The following is a 21,147-nucleotide window of genomic DNA, read 5'->3' as shown; positions in this document are numbered from 1 at the left end:
TCGTACGACATCGACAGTGTCGCTCCTTGCACACGCAACAAGTGCGGGAACCAGGGCTCCTTGCCCACGCAACGAGCGACCGGACCGGCGCACGGCCCGCACCCCACGACGGACGGGAGGCACGGTGCCAGCTGGCACCGTGCCTCCCGTCCGTCGTGGGGTGAGCCTCTACTCGTCGTGCCGCGCCGTCGGGACCGACCCCGTTCCGGATCCGACCGACTCGGCCGGACGCTCCGCGCCCGAACCGCGCTGCGCGCGCTCGAGTTCGTCCGCCTCGGCGCCGCCGACCGCCTCGCCGCGGGCGACCATGCCGGCCACGTCCGCGAGCTTCATCTGCGGGATGAACAGGGCCAGCACGAGGGCCACCGCGATGAACGGGAGCAGGTACCAGAACACCGGCGACAGCGAGTCGGCGTAGGCGTTCACGATGCCGTCCTGCACCGCTTCGGGCAGCTTCGCGAGCTGCGTCGGGTCGATGCTCGCGCTCGCACTCGCCGCCTGCGAGGCACTTCCGCCGGCGCTCGTGAAGACGTCCGTCAGCGACTCCGTGAGGCGGGACGTGAAGATCGCACCGAACACGGCGACACCGAGGGAGGCGCCGACCTCACGGAAGTAGTTGTTCGTCGAGGTCGCCGTGCCGACGTGCTCCGGCGGGACGGCGTTCTGCGCGACGAGCACGACGACCTGCATGATGAGGCCGAGGCCGGCACCGAACACGAACAGGTAGACGCAGATCAGCCAGATCGGGGTCGCCGCAGCGAGGGTCGTCATGCCGAGCATCGCGATGCCGACGATGATCGTGCCGATGATCGGGAACGCGCGGTACCGGCCCGTCTTGGTGATGAGCGTGCCGGAGAGGATCGACGTCCCCATGAGCCCGACCATCATCGGGAGCATCAGCAGACCGGAGACGGCGGCCGACGTGCCGGACGCCATCTGCAGGAACGTCGGGACGAAGCCGATCGCGGCGAACATCCCGAGGCCGAGCACGAAGCCGATCGCCGTCGCGGTGACGAACGTGCGGTTCCGGAAGAACGACAGCGGGATGATCGGGTCGTCGGCCCTGGACTCGGTGAGGACGAACAGCGCGGCAGCGACGATGAACCCGGCGCCCCAGGCCCAGGTCTCGAGCGCACCCCACCCGTGCTGCTTGTTGCCGCCGAACTCGGTGAAGAACACCAGGCAGGCGGTGGTCGCGGAGAGCAGCGCGACGCCGAGGACGTCGATGCGCTTCGTCGCCTTCTTGCTCGGCAGGGTCAACGCGAACCAGGCCACGAAGAACGCCGCGATGCCGACGGGGATGTTGATCCAGAACGCCCAGTGCCAGGTCATGTGGTCGACGAAGAACCCGCCGAGCAGCGGGCCTCCGACGGCGGAGAGGCCGAAGATGGCGCCGAGCGGCCCGAGGTACTTACCGCGCTCGGACGCCGGGACGATGTCCGCGATGATCGCCTGCGACAGGATCATGAGGCCACCGCCGCCGAGGCCCTGGAGGGCACGGAAGACCACGAACTGCCAGAAGTCGGTCGACATCGCACACCCCAGCGATGCCAGCGTGAACAGCGCGATCGCGATGAGGAACAGGTTGCGGCGGCCGATGACGTCACCGAACTTGCCGTAGATCGGCATCACGATGGTCGATGCCAGCAGGTAGCCGGTCGTGATCCACGCCTGGTGGGCGACGCCGCCGAGGTCGCCGACGATGGTCGGCATCGCGGTCGAGACGATCGTCTGGTCGAGACTCGACAGCAGCATGCCGGCGATCAGCGCGGAGAAGATGATCCAGATCCGACGCTGGGTGAGGAGCAGCGGCCCGTCGCTCCCGGGCCGTGCGCGCTTGGCGGTGCGCGGCGCTGAGGTGCTCATTCGGTGTCTTCCTGTCCGGTGGTGATGGCCGCCCGCATGAGGCGGAGGTTCGTGGTGAGCAGGTCGTCGAAGGACGGGCCCGTCGACTCGTCGAAGTCGTCGTCGAAGTAGTCGGCGGCGGTGACCTTGAGCAGCCCTGCCGCCGACTCGGTCACGAGCCGAGCGCGAGGGTCGTCCGGGACGGTCCACCCGAAGCGTTCCCGCACGGCGTCGGCGACCTTCGCGAGTTGCACGTCCGTCGCCGAGAGGAACCGTGCGACGAGTGCGGGTTCTCGGTCGAAGACCTTGCGCACGAGCGCTTCATCGGAACGGTCGAGCCCCACGACGTGGACCTGCTCGATCGCGAGCGCGACGATCGAGCTCAGGGGGTCGAGCGTCGCCGGGACGACCTGCCCGCGGGCGTACGCCACGAGCAGGTTCTCGTCCGCGTTGAGCTCGATGCCGAGGACGACGTCTTCCTTCGACGCGAAGTGGTTGAAGAACGTGCGTCGGGACACCCCGACCGTCTCGCAGAGTTGCTCGATCGTGAAGCCGTGCAGACCGCTCTCCACGGTCGACCGACGCGCCTCGACGATCATGCGTCGACGCAGCGTGCGGGTGCGTTCGGCCGTGCTCACCGGACAAGAATTGCACTCGTGGCACGAAAGTGCAATACGGGAGGTGCTACAGCGCCTTGTCGAAGCAGAACGACCACGGCATCGTCGCCGCGTACGGCTCGTACACGGGGATCGAGCGCCATCCGGTCTTCTCGTACAGGGCGACGGCGTCGGGCTGCCGATCGCCGGTCTGCAGGATCAACCGCCGTGCGCCCTGTTCGCGACCGATGCGCTCACATTCGTCGAGCAGCGCCGTCGCCGCACCCTTGCCGCGAGCGGACGACAGCACGATGAGGCGCTTGAGCTCGACCTCGTCACGGAGCCGACGGACCGCGATGTGCCCGACGGCCTCGCCGTCCTCGTCGATCGCGAGCACCGAGGTGATGACCGTGGCCGGATCGACGGCGAGCGACCGGTCGCGCTCGGCGGTGACGGCGGGGTCCTCGTCGGCGGCTGCCGACCCGTAGCGCTCGTGCATCTCCTCGTCCATGCGGGCGCGGAGGACGACTCCGCGGGGGTCTTCCCAGGCGACGCGTTCGATCGTGATCACGATCGACCATCCTGACACGCACGGACGACACCGCCGAACGCGGGTCCGGGGTCAGGGGTGCCAGCGACGACGGTCCGTGTGCGCCTCGTACGGCTGGGGGTCCGGGTACGTCAGCAGCTCGACGGTGCTCCCCCACGGTGTCCGGACGTAGACGAACCGGTTCCGGGCACCGGCCTCGGGCCCCGGGAGCGGGCGGGGTGCACCGAGCGCGACGGCGCCGGCACGCACGACCCGGTCGAGTGTCGCGTCGAGGTCGTCGACGTACAGCGCGACGTGCTGCCATCCGAGGTCCGTCGGCACCGCTGGGGCCCCTTGCGCAGCACCGTCGAACGCGAACAGCTCGATGCCGGGCCCGCCGGGCAGGGCGAGCATCCGGACGCGGACCTCGCGGGCACCGTCCGGCACGCCGAGCCGCTCGTCCGTCTCGTGGCCGCTCTTCGGCGGCGCGTCGGCGGGGAGGGTGTCGTAGAGCACGACCGCGTCGAAGGCCTCGACGAGGAAGGTCGTCGCCGCGTCGACGTCCGGCACGGTGAGCCCGACGTGGTCGACGCCGCGCACCGTCACGAGCGCCCCCCGACCGACCCGGGCGCCCCGAGCGCACCGATCGGGCCGCCGTCGAGATCCGCCAGGACCGCAGCCGCGTCGTCGTACACGGCAGCGGCTCCGGCCTGCCGCAGTTCGTCGCCACCGATGCCGCCCGTCATCACGGAGACGCACGGCACGCCGACCCTCGCCGACGCCTCGACGTCCCACATCGCGTCCCCGACCATGACCGCCCGCTCCGCGACGACCCCGACCCGGTCGAGCGCGACCTGGACGATCCCGGGCGCCGGCTTCGCCTCGTCGACGTCCTCGGAGCTGGTCACCGCGGTGATCCACTCCTCGGCGTCGAGGACTTCCCGCAGCCGGACGAGCTCGGAAGCGGGAGCACTCGTGGCGAGCACCACCGCATGCCCCAGGGAGGCGACGGCGCGCAACAGGTCGCGGGCTCCGGGCAGTGTGCGCAACCGTGGCATCTGCTCGGCGTAGTACGCGGAGTGGTACTGCTTCGCGGTCGCGCGGACGTCGTCGGGCGCGTCGGGGAGCAACGCCCCGAGCAGGCGGGAGGAGTCCATGCCGATCGCGCGGTGGATGCGCCAGGCGTCAACGGACTCGTCGACGGCGCGGAACGCCCGCCACCACGCGTCGACATGGGCGTAGTTCGAGTCGACGAGCGTCCCGTCGATGTCGAACAGGACAGCGGTACTGGGGTCGGCAGGCATCACCCCAGGCAACTCTGCCCGCCTCTGCTCCGGCTCAGTCCGCGACGACGTGTCACGGGTGCGCCGTGGTCGTCACTCCTCGACGCGCCGGGCGATCCGGTGGAGCAACGGCGGCATCCGGGCGAGCATCTCCCGTTCGTCGGCCGACAGGTCCTCCGCGATCCCCGTGGCGAGCCAGTCCGCCCGCGCCCGTCGGTCCCGCAGCACCACGTCGCGTCCGGTCGGGGTGATGCCGATCACCGACACCCGGCGGTCCTCGGCCGAGGTCTCCCGTACGACCAGCCCGCGTTCCTCGAGCTCGCCGATCGTGCGGGACTGCCCCTGGTGCTTCACCCCGCGCTTGCGGGCGAGGTCGGCGATCGTCATGGCACCCTGCCGGTCGAGCAGCCCGAGCGTCGCCGAGTGCGCCGGCGGGATCGTGTCGACCTTGCCGCGGGTCGCACGGACGATCCGCCCGATCGACTCCCGGAGTTCGTCGGCGAGGTCATCGGGCGAGTCCATGCCCCGACCGTATCGTCTGGCGCCGAACACCCTCCGGGGCGTCGCGCCGGCGACCATGACGTCGAGGACCGCATCGTGATGGAACAGCAACCGCACACCAGGCGCGACGTCCGTAGATTCGGAGAGCGGAGGGGAGCACACCATGGGGAACGCACGACGACGCGCCGCGGGGATCGCGGTCGCGCTGGCAGCAACCGCGACGCTGCTCAGCGGCTGCACCGGGAACACCACCCCGGACCCGACGCCGAGCGCGAGTACGACACCGAGCACGACACCGGCTCCCAGCACCAGCACGACCCCGGGTCCGAGCACGAGCACCACCCCGCGCTCGAACTCGACGATCACGCCGGTCCCGGGGGTCGACTACGACGGCGGCACGGTCCCCGACACGTGCGACGGGCTCATCACCACGAGCAAGTGGAAGGACTCGTTCCTCCGCGCGCCGCTCAACGACCCCGCGATCGTCGGCGATCCCGTCGAGATCCCGAAGTCGGTGTTCACACCGGTGCTGCAGCCCGACGGCAAGCGCCTCTACTGCGTCTGGCGCGACCCCCGAGCGGACATCACGAACGTGACGATCGCCGTGCAGGTGGTCGACTCGTCGAAGGCGTTCGCGGTGCTGCAGGGCCTGCAGGGCTTCCAGTGCGAGCACCTCGCCGAGGGCTACCGGTGCCAACGGATCAGCACCGACAACCAGTACGGCGTCGAGACGGGTGTGACCTACTTCACCCGTGGTGACATCGCGATCCACATCAGCCAGGCGAACGTCCCGACCTCCGGCCTGCTGGACGACGTCATGGCCCACGTGTTCTGAGCACGCCGCGTCCCATCACCCTGCCGGCCGCGACCGCACGTGCGCCCGCTCGCCCTGCGGCCCGTACAGGCAGAGCACCTCGGTCACGTGGTCCGTCACGTTCCCGATCCAGTGCGGCGTGTGCGTGTCAAACTCGACGACCTCACCCGGCCCGAGGTCGAAGTCGTGTTCGCCGAGCACCAGCCGCAGCCGACCGGACAGCACGTAGAGCCACTCGTAGCCCTCGTGCGTCTTCGGGGACGGTTCACCACCGGGCGAGTGCGGCGGGAAGAGCTGTTTGAACGACCGCACTCCGCCGGTCCGCCGGGTGAGCGGCACGACGACCCGCCCACCGTGCATCTCGGGCTTCATGTGCACGCGCGGATCGCCGGTCTGCGGCGCCCCCACGAGGTCGTCGAGCGGCACCTGGTACGCCCGGGCCAGCGGCAGCAGCAGCTCCAGCGTCGGCTTGCGCTGCCCCGACTCCAGTCGCGAGAGCGTGCTCACCGAGATCCCGGTCTCCGTCGCCAGTGCAGCCAACGTGACGTCACGTCGCTGACGCAACGCGCGCAGCCGAGGCCCGACCCCGTCAACGACCTCAGCCGTCGTCCGCGAGGTGGGCCGAGCCTCCTGTCCGTGGTCCATGCCGACCATGTTGCCAGAGCGGCAAGGTTTGTTGCCAGGTCATGGGCGGTGCCGCACGATGTCGGCATGCGTGACACCTACGACGTGATCGTCATCGGCGGCGGAGCCGCCGGACTCGCCGCCGCTCTCATCCTCGGCCGCTCTCGCCGTTCCGTGCTGGTGGTGGACGCGGGCGACCCCCGCAACGCCCCGGCGGCGGGCGTCCACAACTACCTCGGGCAGGAGGGCACGCCACCGTTGGAGCTCACACGGATCGGTCGCGCGGAGGCCGCCCGGTACGGGGTCGACATCACGGCCGGGAGGCTCGTGGCCGCGTCCCCCGCGCCGGCGAGCGATGCCGACGAGGTCGCCTTCACCGCCACCCTCGACTCCGGCGCGCAGGTGACGGGCCGTCGCGTGGTCGTCGCCTCCGGCGCCGTGGACGTCCTGCCGGACGTGCCGGGTCTCGCGGAACAGTGGGGCCGCGGAGTGATCCACTGCCCGTTCTGCCACGGGTGGGAGGTCCGGGATCGACGGATCGGCGTGCTCGTGACGGGGCCGTTCGGGGCGCACCAGGCGCTGCTCTGGCGCGCGCTGAGTGAGCACGTGACGGTGTTCGCGACCGACCCCGCGCTCGTCGACGACACCGCTCGAGCAGGTTTCGCCGCCCACGGGATCACGGTGTACGACGGCCCGGTGACCCGAGTCGTGTCGGACGGTGACGTGCTCACCGGCGTTGAACTCGGCGACGGAACGACGGTGTCGCTCGACGCACTCGCCGCGGCGAGCTCCGCAGAGGCGCGCATCGACGGCCTCGAGGGACTCGGGATCGTGGCCGAGGACGTCCTGATGGGCGACGTCCGGATCGCCGGTGCGGTCACCGTCGACGGCATGGGGAAGACGTCCGTGCGCGGGGTCTACGCCGCGGGCAACGTGGCGTCGCCGATGGCCACCGTCATCGCCTCGTCGGCGGCGGGGACCCAGGCGGGCGCCGCGGTGCACGGCGACCTCGTGCAGGCCGACCTCGCCGCGGCCCTGGCCGCTGCCGGCTCGCTCGCGCGCGGCTGATCCATCGAGTGCGGGGCTCGCTCCGCCCGGCACCGTGCGTTGTGCCGCCAAAACGACAGTCTCCGTCCGAATCCCGGGCGGAGACTGTCGCTCTCGCAGTACCGACGTGCGCACGCCACAGGCCCCCAACCCCGTGTGCCTACATGCCAGACCGTCGCACGCCGGTCACCCGCCTCGATTGTGATGATAGCTCCGAGGTGCTCGGTGATCTTCTGGCGCCGCTCGCAAGGTTCTCGAATAGTTGCGAATCGATAGTCAAAGATCGTCGCTTCCTGCATGGTTCAAACGTTTGTTTCCGTGGGTAACCCCAAACGCGCCTCGATGCAGCACCCTCTACTTGAGAACGAATCGGCGCCTCGCGCGCGATCTCTCAAGGGAGAGTGCGTCTTCCAGCGAGCTTGGAACGGGCGGCTGCCTTCTCAACCGAGGCGACCGAATGCCGTATTCGATTATCCTCGACGCGAGATCAATGGCCCATCCTCTCGTATCGGCAACACCCTGTTTCGTTTCCTCAGAATTGAATGTCCAGCTGGCGGCCTCAACTGATATGTCGGAATGGAATCCGTACAGCCGGATTGTCGAATTTCCCCTGCTGATCAAAAGCGACTCCGGATTCGGGGTACTTGCAGGCTCTCGGTAGAAAATCACAGCCTCCGAAATCCTACTGGAAATTCCTTCAGTGATCTCATCCCAGTTCAGTATCATCGCCACCCCAGCCGCCAGGCCTGTGTCGGTTGCGGAGCGGCTGCACAGCATGCTCGAAGTAGAAAGCCGTTACGGGCAGCACGCTTGCTCACGGGCGCCCGGGTGCGGAATCGTATTCCTCGTGGAAAACGATGTCGAGAACGTTAGCTCCGTGGATTTCCTGGTCATCGAGCTCGGCACTGAAAGAGGATTATCGATAGATCCAATGCAATACGTTCCGTCTCGGTTGTCCGTGCTTCCTGACTCGGCTCATCGGCGTTCGCGAAGTCGTCGCTGTAGTCGCTCACGACGTCGATCCGGTGCCTGCTGCGGCTCGATGCGTTGAAGCCCAGGACGGACCGCGTACCGAACGGTTTGGAGACATCTGTGAACGGTCTGTTCAGTGAGAATCATTCAAGTCAAGGAAATCTCGCAGTTCTTCTTGAATCAGATAACGCAGCGTGCCATCGTTATCGTTAATTGTCGCTCGTTCCACCAGTTCGAGCAGTTGCGTCGCACTTTCCCTATCCAAGATTAACTGCAGCAGGTTCTGGCTCGAGACCAGTTGTGGATTCACATTCAGTCGAAGGATTCGCGCAATTGCCACGATTATCCTCCCTGACGTCCTTTCGAGAAATGGGAAAACGATGAACCAATCCTCGCGGCTCTTGTCCGCCATATCAATCTCCAATCCTGTGGTGAAGGCTCTTACTGTAGGTTCCCATTCTCGTGTGCCTATGCGCCAAACCTTCGAGCGACTTCGCCATCTTCCAGTATCCACCATTATGAGAGGTGTGATCATGAGAAATCCACCGCTTCCCGTTCGTCCAGACAGCCTGGCCGTGCGATAGCGCACCGTTCACTCTTCTGAAGCGCAGCGCCCGAGCAGTTGCTGCAACTCCCCTGGCAGCTTCGGCCTCACGAGCCATTTGCGCTGCTTTGATTGATCGAGCCGCCCAGCCTGCTCCTGTGACAACTGCTCCTTCCTCCGGAATACCAGGGGCATAGTTGTGCCAGAGGCTGTGCCAGGTACGTTTCCAGGTTCGTGCCCAGAAGTGCCGCATGTAGCGATTGTGCTGCCCCTTCATGCAGTAACCGTTCCAGCTTCCGCACGTGCGGTAGTTACCGGTCAGGTCGCTGTCGTTGATGGGGTCATTCACGTACGCGTAGGCGTTGTCGGTGCCCCCTTCGACGGGGTCGACTTGCAGGAACCGGCCGAGCGCTGCGACGTACTGGCGTGCACCCATCTCGATCGTGGCGATGGACCCCAGGTGCTCGGTGAGCTTCTGATGCTGCCCGACCCAGCCGTAGTCCGCGTTGCCTTGCTGCGTGTCGGGTCCGGTCTGGTTCGCCGGCACGGTCCCGAAGAGCCCGGTGGTCTGGTCCATGTTCTGACCGAACGGGTCGTATGCGGGCAGGGTGGGCGTCGTGATCTGTCCCGCGGCGTCAGTGGTGGTGATGATGTCGCCGTGGATGTTCGGGTACGACCACACCGCCGCACTGCCCCGGTACTCCACCGTCACGCCGCCGGCCACCGGCAGGTCCCACTCGGTCAGCGTGCTCGAGCCGTCGTAAACGAAGTCGGGAGTGTCCGCGTCACCGGTGAACCCGTACCGGGTCACCGTCTTCGTCCCGTCAGCCGCCTGCTCCGTGCGCTGCACGATCCGGTCCGTCGCGTCGCGGATGTACGACACCTTCGACCCGTCGTCCAACGTGGTCTGCACGTGCCGGTCCTGCCCGTCGTACGCAAGGGCCTCGTCAGCGAGTCGGGTGGTGTTCCCGTGCGCGTCGTAGACCAACTGTGACGATGTCAGGGACTGGTTCACCAGAGTCGCTCCCGGGACCGGATTCGTCACCGTCGTCCCCAGGAGCCGGTCGGCGGCGTCGTAGCAGGACGCGACCTGCGTCGCCGCACCCGCCGGGTTGCCGGAGGCGTCGAGGAGCTGGTCCGACGAGGATGTCCGGTTCCCGTTCTTCCCAGCCGCAGTGACCGCACCGGGCTGGGTGCACGTCGATGGGCCGAACCCGTAGGTAAGCGTGTGCCGCGGGATCGACGCGGCCACGAGCCTCCCGGCCGTGTCGTAGGAGTACGACGCGACGTTCGTGACGGACCCGTTCGACGTGGTGTCCTGCAGGATGTCACCGGACTGAGACCGGACGACCTGGTCGGTGACCTGCGGCTGGTTGTTCGGGAACGACCACGCCAACCCGGTCAGGGCACCGGTTCCGTCCTTCGTCACCGTCGCCGAGGTGCCGTTGCCGCCGTTGCCGTCCCCGGACGGGTACGCCACCGAGGTGACCTCGCCCTGCTGGTAGGTCGGGACCGCGACGACCTTGCCGTCAGCGGTGAACTGCGTCACCTTCGAGTCGATGTCGTAGCTCTGACCGGTCGTGTGGTGAATACCGTCTGCGGTGACCGCGAGGGAAGACGTGACACGGCCGGCCTGGTCGTAGGTCGTCGTCGAGGTGGTCCCCCACACGTCGACGTACTTGACGACCTGCCCGAGCAGGTTCGAGGTCGTGGTGATCTTCGACCCGTTGTTGGACCCTGCAACAGCATCATCCGTGACGACGGTGGTGAGACCGTCGTCTGACACCGACGCCGTCTCTGTAGTACCGGGCTGCCCGTTGAACGCGGGCGTCGTGCTCTTTACGGCACGACCGCGCGCGTCGTAGAAAGTGCAGGACCACTCGTTGTCACCGGATTGCTTTGTCCCAACCGTCCGGCCGAACACGTCATAGATGAACGACGTGGTAACCGCGTCACCGATGGCGGGCTTAGCGCCGGCGGCGGTCTCCACCTGCCCGTACTGGGGGGTTGACACGTCAACGCCGCAGATCTGCCCATCGGTGGTGCCGAAGGCGTCCTTGATCGTCTGCGTGTCGCCGAAGTAGGTGTCCGTCGAAGCGGCCGCAGCCTGGGCAGGCAGCGTGTGAGTCAGCAGTCGGAGATACCCGGAGTCCTGCGGCTCGTAGGTAGCAGTATCCTTTAGCGCCAGCCCCGCCGGATCAGTGATGGTCGCTGTCGACATGCCGAGCCACGGCTTGTCGAATACCGTCGCTGTGGTCGACGCGCTGATCTGCGATGCGCTCACGCCGACGACGCCGGTGGGCGCCTGGTCATCGGTCTTCAACGACGTCGCCAGGCCGTAGTCCGGCGAGAGCGCGGTACCCGGGATCACCGCCGTGGCGCCGCCGTTGACTTTCCACTCGAGTACCAGGGACGCGTCGACTGTCACCTCGCGGTACTGCAGGCGGATCTTGACCGCCTGTCCCTTCTTCAGGGTCACCGTCTGCGTCGCCGCTGTCTCGGTTGCCGAGTGCGGACCCCAGTCGTCGATCAAGGGCAGGTCGTCGACCCAGAGCTGGGCACCGTCGTCGGACTTGGTGAGGAACGTGTAGGTCCCGTCCTGGGGTGCGGTGACAAGACCGGTGAGGCGGACGGAGAAGTTGTCCGTCGTGAACCCGGCGCCGGCTGCGGGTGGGCTGCCCTTCGCCCACGTCTGGTTGATCGACCCGTCGCTGTTGCCCACGCCGAGCCCGTATGACTTGGGCGCTCCGGCGAGCCGGTCGTTGTCGTACCAGGTCGCGTTCAGGCCGCGCAGTGGGTTGCCGGAAGCGTCTTGGTCGTACCCGGTGGAGCTGTGCGCGGTGGTCGCTGCGCAGGCTGCGGTCGGGGTCCGGTCCGCTTGGAAGCAGGCCGTGGGCGCGGGGCCGTAGGTGTCGGTCGGGCGGTCCTGCGCGTTGTAGATCGTCGTCGACATCCGACCCTGCGGGTCCGTGGAGGACAGCAGCTTGTCGCGCTCGCCCCAAGTCTGCGAGGCAGTCAGCCCCGAGGGGCTGGTGGTCGTCAGCTGTCGCCAGGCGTCGTCGTACGTGACGGTCTCGGCGTGGGTCCCGTCGGGCAGACCGAGCGCGGGCACGTCGACCGTCGTCGACTTGTCGCCGTACCCGAACGTCTTCACCGGCCGGGAGGCACTGGTCACCCCGTCCGGGGCGGGGAGCGTGACCGAGACGGCGCGGCCGCCGTCGTAGGCGATCGTCGACGCGGTGTTCGTGTCGACAGTGCGGCTGCTGTCCGCGGCGAGCCAATCATTGGCGGTCGCGTCGCGGAGCAGCGTCAGCTTGCCGGCGTCGTAGCCGAAGTCGGTCTGCTCGTTGCCCGGGTCGAGGATCCGGGCCAGGTTGCCGTTCGCGTCGTAGAACAGCTGCGTGGTGTCCTGCTTACCGGGGACGTGGTCGGGGTAGACGATGCGGCAGAGCATGTTCGCCGGCACTGCGCTGAACCCGCTCGGCACGGGGCACGCAGCACCACTTGAGTCGGTGTCCGCGGCGCTGAGGCCCACATCGGTGGCTTTGTCGCCGGCGTACGCGAAGCGGATCTGCCGGCTGTAGGACTTGCCGTCGCTCGACTTGGACAGCGGATCGGTGAGGCGATCGACCATGCCGGTCGCACCTCGGTAGGTCGAGAACGGGGTCGCGCGCTTGATGGCGTCTCCGGCACTCGTGACGGTCGCGACACGGCCTGCCGCGCTGAACACCGTGACAGTCCCATCGTCGTCGGTGAAGGTCACCTGACCGGACTGGTCGAGCGCCACCTGGCCGTACTCCCCCGCCGGCGCCTTGTAACCCGTCGACGAACCGCTGCCGCCGGTCCTCGTGTACGTGTACGCGGTGCCGGTCGTGTCCGTGAGCACGACGCTGTTGTCCGCCACGCGGACGCTTGCCCAATCGCCGGCGTCCCCTTCGAGGGCTGTGGAGGACGACCACCCGGCGGGCAACGACTCGACCTGACGAGAGAACCAGTCCGCGGGGACCGTCCGCTTGACCCCGTCCGCTGCCGTGTACGACAGGAGGACGTTCGCGGTACCGGTGTGGTCGAAGAACTCGAGCTGGAACGGCACGGCAGTCGCGCCGAGCGTGACCGCCGTGGCGTCGTCCTCACCCTTCTGCGGGGCCCACTTGTCGAGGATCTTCGCGTTGTTCACGTACAGCCGCGTTCCGTCGTCATGCACGACACTGAACGTCAGCTTCTGCCCGACGAGCGCCTTCGGGACCGTCAGGTACCCGCTCCACCGGACGAGGAAGTCGTTCGCCGGGACCGCCGGGGCGGGTGATCCGGTGCCCCAGTCGAACGACACGGACGGATCCGTGCGAACGAGCACCGGCGTCTTGCCGGTGAAGGAGTAGTCGGGCGCCGCGCCGGACGCAGGAGTGTCGTCGTAGTACGAGCCGGTGAGCCCGCCGAGCGACGCCTGCTGCGAGTTGTAGCTGAACGCCATGCCCATGTCGCCACCGAGCGTGGAGATCGTCGGGGACGAGAAGCGCATGCCGACGTTGCCGTTGGCGAGGTTCACCGTGACCGGTCCGGCGGTGTCCGTCGGCGCAGGACCGGCTTCACCGATCCGCTGGTTGACGGTGAGCGCGCTCGTCCAGGTCGCCGGCGGCTTGTCGTACGTGTCGTCGGTGCGGACGGTCCAGGTGTATGATCCACCGTCCTGCAGGCTGTTCGCCGGCGCCGTCCATGACGTACCGGTCTGCCAACCCGAGGAGACGACCGTGCCCGTGCTCGCGTCAGACCCAGTCGCGACCGTGAAGTCAACCTTGACCGGGTCACCGTCGGCATCGGTGATCGCAGGCACAGAGAAGGTCGGTGTGGTCGTGGTGACGACCGTGCCGTCGGCCGGGGTCGCCCCGGACTGCTTCGACACCGCGGCGTTGTTCGAAGTGAATGAGTACACCGCCGACTCGGACTTCGTGGACGTTCCGTGCACGCCGTCGTAGCCGTCGCGGATGAAGCCCTTCCAGTAGTACTTCGTGCCGGGCTTCAGCTTCCCCCACGGCACCTGGACGGTCTGCGCGCCCCACCCCGAATCCCATACCGTGCCCACGTCGGGGTTGCTGTTGGTGCTGACGTGGTAGGCGTAGTCCAAGCCGGTCTTCTCCGGGTCCGTCCCGGAGATCGCGAGCTTGGGCGCGAGCGGACCACGTTTGGCGTTCGCTGGCGACGGAGCGATCGCTGCGCCTGCCGTGGGCAGGTCCTTGTAGTCCACGATCAGTGCCGCGTCGAGGGTCTTGTAGGTGTAGACGCCGGCGGTCTCCTGCCCGCGGAGGGTCAGGTAGTTGCCGCTGGACCGAGCCCGAACCCACGACGCGATCTGGTCGGCGACCCCGGTTCCGTGCGCGGACCCCGAGTCGGTGATCGTCCACGCGCTGAGGTTCGTGCCGTACCCGCCGTAGTTGAACGCCGTGCCGACGTGCACGGAGCCGGTGAAGGAGTTCGCTGTTCCGGAATCGCGCAGGTACCCGTCGACGCGGGCATCGATGACCTGCTTGCCGAACACCTGCTCGTAGTCGAACTTCGCGACGGTTCGCCAGTACTTGTCGCCGCCGTCACGCGAGTTACCGATGCGGATCACGCCGTCCGTGATCGACGCTCCGTCGGACTTGTAGGCGTGCTGGTCCTTCGACCACGCAACCGAGGATGTCGGGTCCACGTGCACCGGGTACACCCGCGCCGGGTCGGCCAACCATGCCCGGTCCGGTGTCATGGTGATCGTCCACCCGTCGGCTTCTGCCGCGAGGACCGTGTCGACGGCGGTCTCCGCTGGCTCCTGCACGCCCTTGATCCCGGACGAGTCGAACATCTGCGGCTGTGGGATCGCGAACTCGACCTTGCCCTCGTCGCTCCCGAACACCATCGTCCCGTCGGCTTCGGTTGTGGCGGCGAGCCCCTTGCCCGTTACGTGCCACGTCCACGAATCCCGTGACTTCGTCGGGAGCTCCGCGAGGACGAGCTCCTCCTTCACGGTGCCGTTCGTGACGGTGTAGTGCAGGTCGGTGTCCGGGAAGACGTCGCGGTACATGACCTCGTCGCCGGCACCGCCCTTGTTCGTGTGCGAGAGCGGACTGTCTGCCGCACCGTCGAGTGTGTAGCTGAGGGTGTAGCCGTCGTGCCGCATCGACAGCACGTCGGGGTCAGAGGCGTTGTCGCCGAACACCGGGTCCAGCGGGTGGTCGTCCACGACGCCGGTGCCCTTCGACGTCACATCGACGTCGGTGTTCACCGGCACCCAATTGCCTGCAGTGTTCTTGACGTTCTGGGGCGTCTGGGAGATCACCGCCGTCTTCGAACCGTCCGTGTTGAGGTACGTGTCGTTGAACGTCGATCGTCTGACGAGCTTCGACGTGTCCGGATCGAAGGGTGATTCCGGAGCAGCTGGCTGCAGCGCATCGTCAGTCAGTGCGGCGGTGCGGTCATCCGCGACCGCCTTCGGCGCCTGCTCGTACGAGACGCCCGGAGCGTCGGCGCCACCGTCGGGGACGGTCGGCGTCGCGGCCGGCACCGCGTTCGACGACACGGCGGGCAAGGTCGTCACCGGTCGGTCTTCTACCGCCGCGGCTTGCGCCGGAACAGCAACGAGGACCTCAGCGGTCAACGCGACCGACAGCACGATCGAGGCGAGCACACCGGCTCGCCGAAGGCGTCCCAACACGTGGGGCTCCACTCTGCTCACGCGGACCCGTGTCCGCTCCCCGCTCCCCCCTCGGGAGCACGGAGCTGACATTAGGCACAGCGGGCCAGCGGCATCGTGACACCTGTTCGAGGGGTGCTGCCGAAACGGGGTACCGGGCGCCCGCGCAGCTCCGTGAATTCACACAGAAATGATTCCGCTATGGAATTGCTTCGGGGGACATACCAGCTTCGTGAAGCTCCACTCAGGAACGCCGGGGAGCCGTGCGAACGGCGGATCAGTCGACGCGGTACCCCGCCTGCGCCGCCAGCAGCGGTGCGAGCGTGTAGAGGTGGTCCGCCGCGATGGTCGCACCGCGGAAACCCTCGAGCCGCTCGACCCGGTCGAGGTCGGCGCCGCGCAGGTCCACGTGCTCGATCCGGGTGTTCGAGCCCTCGGCAGCACGGATGCGGGTCCCCTCGAAGGACACCCGCAGGAGCTTGGCGTCGGCGATGTCGAGCTCGTCGATGACGCAGTCGCGGAACACCACGTCGGTGACCGTCGCCCCGCGGAGGTTCACGAACCCGAGCTTCATCCCGACGAACTCGACGCCGTTCAGCCCCGCGTCGTAGAGCTCCGCGGAGCCGACCCGGCCGCCGCCGATCCGGACCTCGCGCCAGGAGCTGCTCGATGCCCGCAGGACCGGGGCGTCGAGGGCATCGATCACGGTGTCGTGCACGCGCACCCCGCGGAGGTCGGCGCCGTCGGCACGGAGATCCTCGATGACGCACTCCTCGATCTCGAGGTCGGGGAGACGCTCGCCCGCGATGTCGAGCGACGCGATGCGCTTGCCGTCGATGCGGTCACCGGAGAGCACGTCGCCTGGTGCCGGGGCCCAGTCATCGAGGTCGGCGGGTTCGGTCAGGGTGATCCGAGGGGCGTCGGTGCCGGAGGACTTGCCGGAGGTGCGGGCCATGCACCCAGTCTGCCGCGCCCCGCCGACGCTCACACGAGCGGGAGGCCGAGCGGGAGATCGAGCCGCAGGTCGAGCGGGGTCAGGACGCTGTCGAGCCGGTAGTCCTTCGCCGGACCGACCGCGTCCCACCGCACGGTCCAGCGCGATGCGTCGCCGTCGAGCTCGCCGGTGTACTCGTCCGGCGCACAGTCATGCACCACGGACACACCCCAGACCCAGTCGTGGAACAGGCGACCGTCGGCGAAGCACACCGTCCAGGCGCCGTCGTCGTCCCGCCGCACGATGAGCGTCCGGGACACCGGTGTCGAGCGGCCCGCGAGCTCCATCGTGCCGGACTCTTCCCACCGCACGAGCCCGGCGTGTTCGAGCGTCAGCGTCGTGGTCCCTCGGACGGTGCCCCGCACGCCTGCACGACGATCGACCACGGCACGCTCGAGCGCCCACTCCCCGAGCAGCTGGTCCGGCATCACGGGGCGAGCGTACCCGCCCGAACTTTCCCACCACGCCCACCCTGGGATGCGGTTTCGCGCGTAGGAGTCACGGAAACTCGACCGCCTACGCGCGATTCGACCCCCTACGCACGAAACGACCCGCCCGACCACACTCAGCGCCGCCGACCAACTCGCTCCCCGCGGAGGGGACCCGACCCCTCGACGTTCGCACCGTCCGCGAACCCGGACACGAGCGCACGCAACGCGTCTTCGGAGGTGTGCCGAGCCTCCCACCCGAGTTCCGTGCGCGCACGGTCCGTCCGCATGATCGGGACGGACGCGGCGATGTCGATCCACCCGGCGTCCGTCGGCTGGATCCGGAGCCGCCAGGTCAGGGTGACCAGCCCGCGGAGCAGTCGGAGCGGGATCCGGACGGCCCCACGCATCCCGAGCACCGCCGCGATCCGGGGCGGGGTGAGCACGGGCGCCGCGGCGATGTTGAACGCTCCTGCCGCCCGCCGGTCCACCGCACGCCAGTACGCGTCGGCGACGTCATCGGCGTGCACGGCCTGGAACACGAACGGGTACGGCAGCGGCAGCACCGCCCACTGCACCCAGCGCACGATCTGCATCGGCACCAGTGGACCGAGGAACAGCCCACGGATCTCGGCAGCAGCCGCCCGTTGGAAGATCAGCCCCGGTCGGAGTCGCGTCACCACGACGTCCGGGTTCGCCTGCGCGAAGGCGTCCATCGCCCGCTCGTTCTCGGCCTTGTGGATCGAGTAGGTCGCGGTCGGGATGCCGTCCACCGGCCACGACTCGTCGATGCGCAAGCGCTTGCCCGCTGCATCGACCCCGCGGTAGGTCCCGACCGACGACGCCACGACGACATGCGGGACCGACACCCGGGCCACGGCGGCGAGCACGTTCGCCGTCCCGGTCACGTTCGTGCGGTACTGCACCGGGATGTCGTGCGTCGGCTGCAGTGCCCACGCCAGGTGGATCACGGCGTCCGCGCCGCGGAACACGGCGGCGAGCTGATCAACGGCGTCGGAGGCACCGACGTCCACCGCGTGCCACACGGCATCGCCGTACGGCGCGGTGTGCACGTCGGGCAGCCGCCGGGCGACCCCGACGACCTGCACGTCGGGCTCGGCGGCGAGCCGGCGGACGACGGCGGTGCCGACGTTGCCGGTCGCGCCGACGACCACGATGCGGGTCACGCCGTGGCCGGTTCCAGGACGACCTTGACGCAGCCGTCCTGCTTCTTCTGGAAGACCTCGTACATGTGCGGGGCGTCCTCGAGCGGGACCCGGTGCGTGACCAGGTCGAGTGTGCCGAGCGGGTCGGCCGGGTCGGACACGAGCGGCATGATGTCGTCGATCCAGCGCTTCACGTTGCACTGGCCTTCGCGGACGGTGATCTGCTTGTCGAACAGCGTCATCATCGGCATCGGATCCGCCATGCCCCCGTAGACCCCGCTCAGCGAGACGGTGCCGCCGCGGCGGACCAGGTCGATCGCGGCGTGCACGGCAGCGAGCCGGTCGACCCCGGCGGTCCCGATCGCCTTCTGCGCGAGGGCGTCTGGCAGCAGTCCGGCCGCGCGTTGGGCGAAGCCGGCGAGGGGGTTGCCGTGCGCCTCCATGCCGACCGCGTCCACGACGCCGTCCGGCCCGCGACCGTCGGTCAGGTCGACCAGCTGGGCGACGAGGTCCTTCGTCAGGTCGAACGTCTCCACGTCGTGGCGCGACCCGAGGTCGCGGCGGACCTGCTCCGGGTCGACCGCGAGGACGCGGTAGCCGAGGTGTCTGCCGATCCGAGCGGCGAACTGCCCGACCGGTCCGAGACCGAGGACCGCGAGGGTCCCGCCCTCCGGCACGTCGGCGTACTGCACGGCCTGCCACGCCGTCGGGAGGATGTCGCTGAGGAACAGCCAGCGGTCGTCGGGGGTGCCGTCGTCGGGGATGACGATGGGTCCGTAGTCGGCGTGCGGGACGCGGAGGTACTCGGCCTGGCCACCGGGGACCTGGCCGTACATCTTCGTGTAGCCGAACAGCGCCGCTCCGCTGCCGTACTCGGTGACCTGGGTGGTCTCGCACTGCGACTGCAGGCCTCGCTGGCACATCCAGCAGTGGCCGCAGGAGATGTTGAAGGGCACGACGACGCGGTCGCCGACCTTCAGGTTCGTGACGGCGCTGCCGACCGCCTCGACGATGCCCATCGGCTCGTGACCGAGCACGTCGCCCCTGTCGATGTAGGGGCCGAGCACGCGGTACAGGTGCAGGTCGGAGCCGCAGATCGCGGTGGAGGTGATCCGCACGATCGCGTCTGTGGGCTCGTGGATGGTCGGGTCCGGGACTGTCTCGACCGAGACCTTCTCCGTGCCCTGCCAGGTGAGTGCGCGCATGAACGCTCCTATCGTCGGTACGTCCCGTGTACCCGGACGCACCGGCGCGCCTTCTCAGCGCGGGTCGGACGGGAGGCTCGTGGCGGCGCCGCCACGAGCCTCCAGTCAAGCGACCGCGTCGTCCAGGGCGGCGGCCAGGACCGCCTGGTGGCCTGCGCGGTCGCCGGGGCCGGCACTGCCGGCCAGCATGATGAGGGACTTCCAGAGGACCCAACCACGGCCCCTGGCCCAGGTCGCGTCGTCCAGCCCGACCGCATCGCGGAACACCTGCCGCGCCGCCGGGTCGAGGAACGTCCACGCCAGCACCAGGTCGCACGCCGGATCGCCGACGCCGCACGTGCCGAAGTCGATGAGTGCCGTGAGCCGGCCGTCGTCGCCCACGAGCAGGTTCGTCGGGGCGACGTCGCCGTGGAACCACACGGCGGGTCGCTCCCAGGCCGTGGCGCACGCCCTGTCCCAGACCGCCTCGCAGACCGCCCGGTCGACGTCGTCGCCGAGCCGGTCGAGTGCGTCGCGGACCTCGTGGTCGTAGAACGACGGGTGCGCGCCACGGTGGAACGAGTGCGCCCCGGCGGCCGGACCGCCGTCGGCCGGGACGGCCCGGAGCTGCCGGAGGACCCGGCCGACGTCCGCGGCGAGCGCCGATCGGTCCGGATCGGCGCGTGCTGCCACCGTGCCGTCGAGCCAGCGACGCACCGACCAGGGGAACGGGTAGCCGCAGCCAGGGCGTCCGAGTCCGACGGGCTCGGGAACCGGGACATCGAGGGACGGCGCCAGGTACGGCAGGACGCGCTGCTCCTTCTCGACGGCTGCGACGTAGCCCTCCGCGCTCGGCAGCCGGACCGACAGTGCGTCGCCGAGCCGGTAGGTGCGGTTGTCCCAGCCCTGCGGGTCGACCTCGGCGACGGGCAGGTCCGACCATGCGGGGAACTGCTCGGCGACGAGGCGTCGGACGAGATCGGCGTCGATGACGGGCACCTCGGTGTGCGGCATGGGGTCATCGTGCCGCATCGGTGGCCGATCGGCCATCGGGGATCGTCCTGGTGACCGATGCGCGGCATTGCACCGCGCGGGGACGCTGGATGGCGATGAACCACCGCGCTCCTTTCCGTCCGTCCCGTCGCGCGCTGTTGGCCGGGGTCGGTGGGACCGTGCTGACGGGGGCGCTCGCCGCGTGTTCGGCCGGGCCGTCGTCACGGCCGACGGGTTCGCCGACCTCTCCGGCTTCCGCGTCGCCGTCCCCTTCGGCTTCGTCATCCGCGACTGCGACGGCGACCGCGACCGCGACTGTTCCGCCGGTCGCCCTGCAGCGACAGCCGCTCCCCGCTGGGACGATCACCGGGCTGCCGGAGGGGACGCCCGGGATCGCCTGGACCGTCGACGACGGAGCGTCGAGCGAGGTGGTCGAGGCCTACGCCCGGTTCGCCGCCGAGACCGGGACACGCCTGACGTTCTTCGTGAACGGGGTGCGCCCCGCGTGGACCGAGCACGCCGACCTGCTGCGACCGTTGGTGACCTCCGGGCAGGTGCAGCTCGGGAACCACACGTGGGACCACCCGGCGCTCACGAAGCTCTCCGACCAGGGCATCATCGACCAGCTCACCCGGAACCACGACTTCATCCGGGACACCTACGGCGTGGACGCGAAGCCGTACTTCCGGCCGCCGTTCGGGTACCACGACGCCCGGGTCGACGCCGCAGCCGCCCGCGCCGGGTACACGACGCCGCTGCTCTGGTACGGGTCGCTGGCCGACTCCGGTGACATCACGTCGGACCAGATCGTCGGGTTCGCGGAGCAGTGGTTCCAGCCGGCGCACATCGTGATCGGGCACGCGAACTTCCGGGGGACCATCGGGGCGCTGCCGCGGTTGCACGCGCTGTTGCAGGAGCGGAAGTTGTCGACGTTCACGTTGGACGACGTGTTCGCACGGTAGC

Annotated in this window: 17 protein-coding genes; 3 read left to right on the top strand and 14 right to left on the bottom strand. The window is 68.8% G+C overall.

Annotated features, from left to right (window positions below):
* Positions 1-168: 168 nt before the first annotated feature.
* The 6 genes from ACIPJ2_RS05250 to ACIPJ2_RS05225 all read right to left on the bottom strand — a co-directional run bounded on the left by ACIPJ2_RS05250 (position 169) and on the right by ACIPJ2_RS05225 (position 4,775).
* On the bottom strand, positions 169-1,866 hold the full coding sequence (locus ACIPJ2_RS05250; RefSeq protein ID WP_402727871.1) for an MDR family MFS transporter: 1,698 nt from the start codon (positions 1,864-1,866) through the stop codon (positions 169-171).
* Complete coding sequence (locus ACIPJ2_RS05245) at positions 1,863-2,483, bottom strand: TetR/AcrR family transcriptional regulator (RefSeq protein WP_402727870.1); 621 nt, start codon at positions 2,481-2,483, stop codon at positions 1,863-1,865. The genes ACIPJ2_RS05250 and ACIPJ2_RS05245 overlap by 4 nt, the downstream gene beginning before the upstream one ends.
* Before the next feature lie 46 nt (positions 2,484-2,529).
* Positions 2,530-3,012, bottom strand: coding sequence for a GNAT family N-acetyltransferase (locus ACIPJ2_RS05240; protein WP_402727869.1), 483 nt, complete (start codon positions 3,010-3,012; stop codon positions 2,530-2,532).
* A 51-nt stretch (positions 3,013-3,063) separates the two neighbouring features.
* Positions 3,064-3,576 (bottom strand): VOC family protein, encoded by a 513-nt coding sequence (locus tag ACIPJ2_RS05235; protein ID WP_402727868.1) that lies wholly within the window; start codon positions 3,574-3,576, stop codon positions 3,064-3,066.
* Positions 3,573-4,274 (bottom strand): HAD family hydrolase, encoded by a 702-nt coding sequence (locus tag ACIPJ2_RS05230; protein ID WP_402727867.1) that lies wholly within the window; start codon positions 4,272-4,274, stop codon positions 3,573-3,575. The genes ACIPJ2_RS05235 and ACIPJ2_RS05230 overlap by 4 nt, the downstream gene beginning before the upstream one ends.
* A 72-nt stretch (positions 4,275-4,346) precedes the next feature.
* On the bottom strand, positions 4,347-4,775 hold the full coding sequence (locus ACIPJ2_RS05225) for a MarR family winged helix-turn-helix transcriptional regulator (RefSeq protein ID WP_402727866.1): 429 nt from the start codon (positions 4,773-4,775) through the stop codon (positions 4,347-4,349).
* A gap of 142 nt (positions 4,776-4,917) precedes the next feature.
* Here ACIPJ2_RS05225 and ACIPJ2_RS05220 point away from each other — a divergent pair, with 142 nt between their 5' ends.
* Positions 4,918-5,589: a hypothetical protein gene (locus tag ACIPJ2_RS05220; RefSeq protein ID WP_402727865.1), complete on the top strand. Its 672-nt coding sequence runs from the start codon at positions 4,918-4,920 to the stop codon at positions 5,587-5,589.
* A 15-nt stretch (positions 5,590-5,604) separates the two neighbouring features.
* Here ACIPJ2_RS05220 and ACIPJ2_RS05215 read toward each other — a convergent pair whose 3' ends face one another.
* Positions 5,605-6,222 (bottom strand): helix-turn-helix domain-containing protein, encoded by a 618-nt coding sequence (locus ACIPJ2_RS05215; protein WP_402727864.1) that lies wholly within the window; start codon positions 6,220-6,222, stop codon positions 5,605-5,607.
* A 57-nt stretch (positions 6,223-6,279) separates the two neighbouring features.
* Here ACIPJ2_RS05215 and ACIPJ2_RS05210 point away from each other — a divergent pair, with 57 nt between their 5' ends.
* The gene (locus ACIPJ2_RS05210) at positions 6,280-7,260 is read left to right on the top strand and encodes an NAD(P)/FAD-dependent oxidoreductase (RefSeq protein WP_402727863.1); all 981 of its coding nucleotides are present in this window, start codon (positions 6,280-6,282) and stop codon (positions 7,258-7,260) included.
* Positions 7,261-8,344: 1,084 nt separating this feature from the next.
* Here ACIPJ2_RS05210 and ACIPJ2_RS05205 read toward each other — a convergent pair.
* The 7 genes from ACIPJ2_RS05205 to ACIPJ2_RS05175 all read right to left on the bottom strand — a co-directional run bounded on the left by ACIPJ2_RS05205 (position 8,345) and on the right by ACIPJ2_RS05175 (position 20,205).
* Complete coding sequence (locus tag ACIPJ2_RS05205) at positions 8,345-8,623, bottom strand: hypothetical protein (protein WP_402727862.1); 279 nt, start codon at positions 8,621-8,623, stop codon at positions 8,345-8,347.
* Between the two features lies 1 nt (position 8,624).
* On the bottom strand, positions 8,625-15,323 hold the full coding sequence (locus tag ACIPJ2_RS05200; protein ID WP_402727861.1) for a PA14 domain-containing protein: 6,699 nt from the start codon (positions 15,321-15,323) through the stop codon (positions 8,625-8,627).
* Positions 15,324-15,696: 373 nt separating this feature from the next.
* On the bottom strand, positions 15,697-16,374 hold the full coding sequence (locus ACIPJ2_RS05195) for a pentapeptide repeat-containing protein (protein ID WP_402727860.1): 678 nt from the start codon (positions 16,372-16,374) through the stop codon (positions 15,697-15,699).
* A 29-nt stretch (positions 16,375-16,403) separates the two neighbouring features.
* Entirely contained in the window at positions 16,404-16,841 is a 438-nt protein-coding gene (locus ACIPJ2_RS05190) for a DUF6314 family protein (protein ID WP_402728315.1), read from the bottom strand.
* A gap of 137 nt (positions 16,842-16,978) precedes the next feature.
* Positions 16,979-18,028: an NAD-dependent epimerase/dehydratase family protein gene (locus tag ACIPJ2_RS05185; RefSeq protein ID WP_402727859.1), complete on the bottom strand. Its 1,050-nt coding sequence runs from the start codon at positions 18,026-18,028 to the stop codon at positions 16,979-16,981.
* Positions 18,025-19,212: a zinc-dependent alcohol dehydrogenase gene (locus tag ACIPJ2_RS05180; RefSeq protein ID WP_402727858.1), complete on the bottom strand. Its 1,188-nt coding sequence runs from the start codon at positions 19,210-19,212 to the stop codon at positions 18,025-18,027. Before ACIPJ2_RS05180 ends, ACIPJ2_RS05185 begins: the two co-directional genes overlap by 4 nt.
* A gap of 105 nt (positions 19,213-19,317) precedes the next feature.
* Complete coding sequence (locus ACIPJ2_RS05175) at positions 19,318-20,205, bottom strand: aminoglycoside phosphotransferase family protein (protein WP_402727857.1); 888 nt, start codon at positions 20,203-20,205, stop codon at positions 19,318-19,320.
* A gap of 89 nt (positions 20,206-20,294) precedes the next feature.
* Between ACIPJ2_RS05175 and ACIPJ2_RS05170 the strand changes: the two genes are divergently transcribed.
* On the top strand, positions 20,295-21,146 hold the full coding sequence (locus ACIPJ2_RS05170; RefSeq protein ID WP_402727856.1) for a polysaccharide deacetylase family protein: 852 nt from the start codon (positions 20,295-20,297) through the stop codon (positions 21,144-21,146).
* The last annotated feature ends 1 nt before the right edge of the window (position 21,147 follow it).

This window comes from Curtobacterium sp. NPDC090217 (genome assembly GCF_044746705.1).
Classification (GTDB): domain Bacteria; phylum Actinomycetota; class Actinomycetes; order Actinomycetales; family Microbacteriaceae; genus Curtobacterium.
The sequence above is the reverse complement of the archived record's forward strand: the minus strand, read 5'-3'. Positions and strand labels throughout refer to the sequence as shown.